Genomic DNA, 5,205 nt, shown 5'->3' on the forward strand with positions numbered 1-5,205 from the left:
ACAACCATTACTGATGCATTGAATAAAAAGCTCTATTATGTGAGCATGGATATGTTGATTGATATGGGCGATCAATTGGTCAAAACGGATCCGGTAAAAGCAGCTAAGTATTATCAGAAGGGGCTTGATATTGCTGAGAAAAATGGCTATCTCATTTATAACGAGCTATTGGCCAGAAAACTATTTGATCTTTATACATCTGCAGGAGATAATGTTAAAGCTTCAGATTACAGTAAACAACTGATCAAGGTACATGATGAACAGCAAAAAATAAATAATGAATCCGGTGTAGATTACCTGGATTATGCGTTAAAGGAGGAACAGATTAAGTCCCTAAAACAACGTTCTAAATATCAAAGTGTCTTACTGATATTGGTGGTGCTGGCTTGTTTTCTGGCTGTTTCAGTATTACTTGTTATCAGGCATAACTTGAAACGCGTAAAACATTTAAATAAACAGATCATCAATCAAAACTCGCAAATGAGGGAAACACTTGTAGCGCTTGAGCAAAGTCAGAACGATAATACCAGAATGATGAAGATTGCGGCGCACGATCTGAGGAACCCAATCGGAGCGATTACTTCTCTTGCTGGTATAATGCTGGATCATCCGAACAGAGATGAGGAAGAGCGGACTATGCTGGAAATGATCAAAGAAGCTAGTCAAAATTCACTTGAACTGGTGAGCGATCTGTTACAGACACAATTTAAAACAGAAGAACTCACAAAGGAGCCCGTTGATATCGGGGAAATGTTGCAGTATTGCGTATCTCTGCTTCAAAATAAAGCGGAAGCGAAAGGGCAGGAGATCAAACTTCAAACACAGCCATTAAGTGTACCTGCAAACAGGGAAAAGCTATGGCGGGTGATGAGTAACCTGATTGCAAATGCTATCAAATTTAGTCCCGAAGGAGGTATTATTGACATACAGATGGTACCAAAAGCAGAGAGTGTTTTGATTTCCGTAAAAGATAATGGTATTGGTATACCACCTGAAATGAAGGATAGAATATTTGATATGTTCACCAATGCGAAAAGAACGGGTACAGCAGGAGAACAAGCCTTCGGTTTAGGATTAGCCATTTCTAAACAGATTGTAGAGGCACATAGCGGATCAATTTGGTTTGAAAGTAACCCTGGAGACCAGACTACTTTTTTTGTGGATCTTCCTTTTGCAAGTTAGGTACTTCTATAACTGAATTGAAATCGCCTTCTTTGATTTTCTTGTTGTTCGGATCGGGAATCCAAACGCCGTCTACTACAAATTTATACTCATATTTTCCTGGCTTTAAATCTAAAGCAAGTGTCCATGCGCCATCAATCCAACGCATCGGATTTGTCATTTCATCCCAGTTGTTGAAGGTTCCGGCCAGGCTTACCATTTTGGCACTTACATAAGTTGGAAGTTTAAAAATGGTTAGCTTGCTATTCTTAACAGCTTCCTGGCCTATTGAACCAGCGTCCAAACGTTTCGCCAGCTCACGGGTTTGGGGATGCCTGGGATCCAGATCATAAGCTTTTAAAAAAGATTGTTGTGCCAGTTTTCTTTGCCCTGAACGGAGTTGTATTTCACCTAGACCCGCATAAGCTCCTGAAGATGCCGGATAGGCTATTAAATTCATGTTGAATATCTGCTCCGCCGTTTCTGCTTTTTTTAGCTCTATCAAACGTCTGCCAAGAAAGTTCATTTTGGCTTCAGGTAGTAAAGTCGTGTCCTGATGGTTGGTGCCATATTGTAAAAAGGGAGTCATGGCCTGATTAAAATAGTCGGAAGTCAACCTGTTTAATGCTTCGAATTCTGTTAAACCTGTTGCATCCCGATCAAGCCAACTAATGGCGGGTTGTGGCTTGTTAAAAAACAGATTCAGCAGATCTTTCGCTATGGCCAATCCGGCTTCGCTATTCGCGAAGTAAACCAAACCTTCTTTTTTATCCGGATAACCTATCAAATAAGCTTTAAATGTTCCATTATCACCCCATTGCCACAAGGCATGTTCATTGGCAGAAAATTGCTGGCCTATACCTAAACCCCATGAGAGTTCTTTAAAAGCCGAATCTACCTGGCTATTTGACTGCGGTTGAAACAGTAATTTAAATGTGCTTCCTTTTAACTCATGTTTATTCAGCAAGGCCATCAGGAATTTACCGTAGTCGATAGCTGTTGTTTGCAAAGATGCTGCAGAATTTGTATTAACAGGAAAATATTTCGAGTCCGTTAAACCAATGTCAATGTGCGGTATAGCGTAGTCATTATCAAATGCTTTTTGCCATACGTATGAAGTTCTATGCATTCCCAAAGGTTTGAACACAGTTTCCTGCATCCAGCTTTCCAGATCCTGTCCGGTTATTTTCTCTACCACTTTAGCGAGAAAGACGAAGCCTTCTCCAGAATATCCGAAACGTTTGCCTGGCTGGCGGAGAAATTTCAAGTGGTCACCATTCCGCCAGTTGGGCAGTCCGGAGGTATGGCTTAATACATGTCGGGCTGTAAGCTGATGAAAATAGGCTTCATCCTTTAAATCAGGGTAATCGTAATACTGATACAAAGGTTTGTCCAGGTCTAGTTTTCCTTTTTCAACCAGATGAAGTACACCATAAGCAAATACAGATTTGCTCAGCGAAGCAGCAGAAAATACCGTTTCTGTATCAACAGGAAGTCTGGTATCATTACTGCGCAGGCCGATATGGTACTTTTCATTAATTTTTCCGTTCTTAATGTAAACCAGCGAAAGTCCGGGGATACCTGCACGTTTCATCAACCGCTGTATTTGCGCTTGTTTTTGCTGCGCGTATACAGTTAGGGAGAAGAAAATTAAAAAGATCGTTAACCTGGTTGATTTTATCATTTTGAGGCTCTTTGGTTTACCTGTACTTTACTATCCGAATTTACTGATTTCAACGGCTTTATAAAGAACTTACTTTGCAAACTTTCTGGATCCAGCAACGCAGAGAATAACGCCAAGGGTAATTACCAACATTCCAATGCTCACTTTTTCATGTAGTAGCGTAGCTGCCAGTGCTAAACCAAAAAAGGGTTGAAGGAGTTGTAATTGTCCAACAGCTGCAATACCTCCCTGGGCTAGGCCACGATACCAGAATATGAAGCCGATGAGCATACTGAATACAGATACATAAGCTAGTCCTATCCAAGCTGATGTGCCAATATTAGAAGGTGATGGTGGCAACATGTAAAGTGCCATCGGCGTCATGATTGGTAATGCCAGAACCAGCGCCCATGAAATCACTTGCCACCCACCCAATGTTTTGGACAATTGTGCTCCTTCAGCATAACCAAGTCCACATAGAATAACAGCAAGGAACATCAGAATATCCCCTTTCGGTGAGGCGCTAATACCTTGGGCTACCGCAAAGCCTACAACCAATAAGCTGCCTATGATAGAAAACACCCAAAATATTGGACGGGGCCGTTCAGACCCACGAATTACGCCAAAGATTGCCGTTGCCAGGGGAAGCATGCCGAGAAATACCAGAGAATGTGCTGAAGTAACATATTGAAGGGCCAGAGCAGAGAGCAGAGGAAAACCAAAGACTACGCCCAGAGATACAATTGTCAATGAGAAAAGCTGGGTTTTTAAAGGTCTCTTTTCTTTGAAGAAGAGCAATATGCAAATTGCAAGCAGAGCAGCAATACTGGCCCGGGCAGCGGTTACAAATATCGGAGACAAGTCTAGTACGGCCATCCTCGTGGCTGGCAGAGAGCCGCTAAATATCAATACACCGATAAAGCCATTGATCCAGCCTTTGTCGGTGTTTCCTGTTGGTTTGCCAAGAGAAAGTTTATTACTCATCATATGGGGTATAATTTTTATACGAAAGTAAAAGAGCTGTATTAATGAATACAGTATCAGTTTTGTGTTTTTTAATGGATACAGTTATCTTAGCAAAATGAGCAGGGATTTTTTATATAACGAAATTGCAAATGGAATGGCCAGCCAGATTACCAGCGGAGTTTTGAAACCTGGAGACAAATTGCCTTCTGTGAGAATATTATGCAAAGAACATCAGATCAGTATGAATACTGCAAAGCGGGTATTTATGGAACTGGAAGCACAATCATTAATCGAATCAAAACCGCAGTCGGGCTATTTTGTAAGTCAGCGCTCTTATTTAAAGCTCCCCCTTCCGGAGGTGAGCCGCCCATCATCTGTTGCTAAAGATGTAGAACCCAATGAATTGATCGATAAAGTGTATGCTCATATGGGGAGCCGAGATCTTACCCTTTTTTCGATTGCTGTCCCGTCAGGAGATTTATTGCCGCTGGCAAAACTGAAAAAAGAAATTATATATGCAACACGTGAATTGAGGGAAGGCGGTGCGGAATATGAGTCCTTACAGGGCAATATGAAATTGCGGAGGATGATTGCCGCCAGATCTTTGTCATGGGGCGGAAACTTGCATGAAGATGATCTGGTGACAACCAATGGAGCAATAAATGCCATTTCTTTGTGTTTAATGGCATTGGGAAAGCCGGGTGATACGATTGCGATGGAAAGTCCTTGTTATTCCGGCACGTTACAATTGGCTATAAATCTTGGATTTAAAGTATTGGAGCTTCCCACACACCCGGTTACAGGTTTAGAGATAGCGGCTTTAAAAGCAGTTGTTTCAAAAATTGATATTTGTCTGCTGGTTCCTAATTTTAATACACCATTGGGAAGCTGTATGCCCGAAGAGCATAAAAAAGAGGTTGTCGAGTTGTTGTCCAAACATCATATTCCGCTTATCGAAGATGATATTTATGGCGATTTATATTTTGGTACACAACGTCCAAAATGCTGTAAGTCATTTGATAAAGAAGGAAATGTTTTGTGGTGTAGCTCTGTATCGAAAAACCTGGCACCAGGTTACAGAGTAGGCTGGGTGGCCCCGGGTAAATACAAAGAAAAGCTATTAAAACTCAAATTAATTCATTCCATATCTTCACCTTCTGTGGTTCAGGAAGCTGTTGCTAATTTCCTTAAGCGTGGAAAATATGACCATCATTTACGCCAGCTTCGCCGGACGCTGCAGGATAATTATCAAAATTACGTTGATGCTATAATTCAGTATTTCCCTGAGGGAACTAAAATCAGCAGACCTTTGGGAGGGCTTGCGCTATGGGTAGAATTCAGTAAGGAAGTTGATACTACAAGGTTATACGACCTGGCTATTAAGCAAGGTATCAGTATTTCGCCAGGACGTATGT

Annotated in this window: 4 protein-coding genes; 2 read left to right on the forward strand and 2 right to left on the reverse strand. The window is 41.4% G+C overall.

The features are described from left to right. Positions 1 to 1,182, forward strand: a 1,182-nt coding sequence (locus VNZ46_RS00055; protein WP_325558013.1) for a HAMP domain-containing sensor histidine kinase, incomplete at its 5' end; no start/stop codon positions are given. Here VNZ46_RS00055 and VNZ46_RS00060 read toward each other — a convergent pair. Both VNZ46_RS00060 and VNZ46_RS00065 read right to left on the reverse strand, forming a co-directional pair. Continuing rightward, complete coding sequence (locus tag VNZ46_RS00060) at positions 1,148 to 2,845, reverse strand: serine hydrolase (protein WP_325558014.1); 1,698 nt, start codon at positions 2,843 to 2,845, stop codon at positions 1,148 to 1,150. The two genes, VNZ46_RS00055 and VNZ46_RS00060, sit on opposite strands and share 35 nt — an antisense overlap. Before the next feature lie 69 nt (positions 2,846 to 2,914). Continuing rightward, entirely contained in the window at positions 2,915 to 3,811 is an 897-nt protein-coding gene (locus tag VNZ46_RS00065) for a DMT family transporter (protein WP_325558015.1), read from the reverse strand. 94 nt (positions 3,812 to 3,905) lie between these two features. Between VNZ46_RS00065 and VNZ46_RS00070 the strand changes: the two genes are divergently transcribed. Continuing rightward, positions 3,906 to 5,205 (forward strand): PLP-dependent aminotransferase family protein (locus tag VNZ46_RS00070; RefSeq protein ID WP_325558016.1); only part of this gene is annotated, 1,300 nt, incomplete at its 3' end.

This window comes from Pedobacter sp., assembly GCF_035566355.1.
In the GTDB taxonomy this organism is placed as follows: domain Bacteria; phylum Bacteroidota; class Bacteroidia; order Sphingobacteriales; family Sphingobacteriaceae; genus Pedobacter.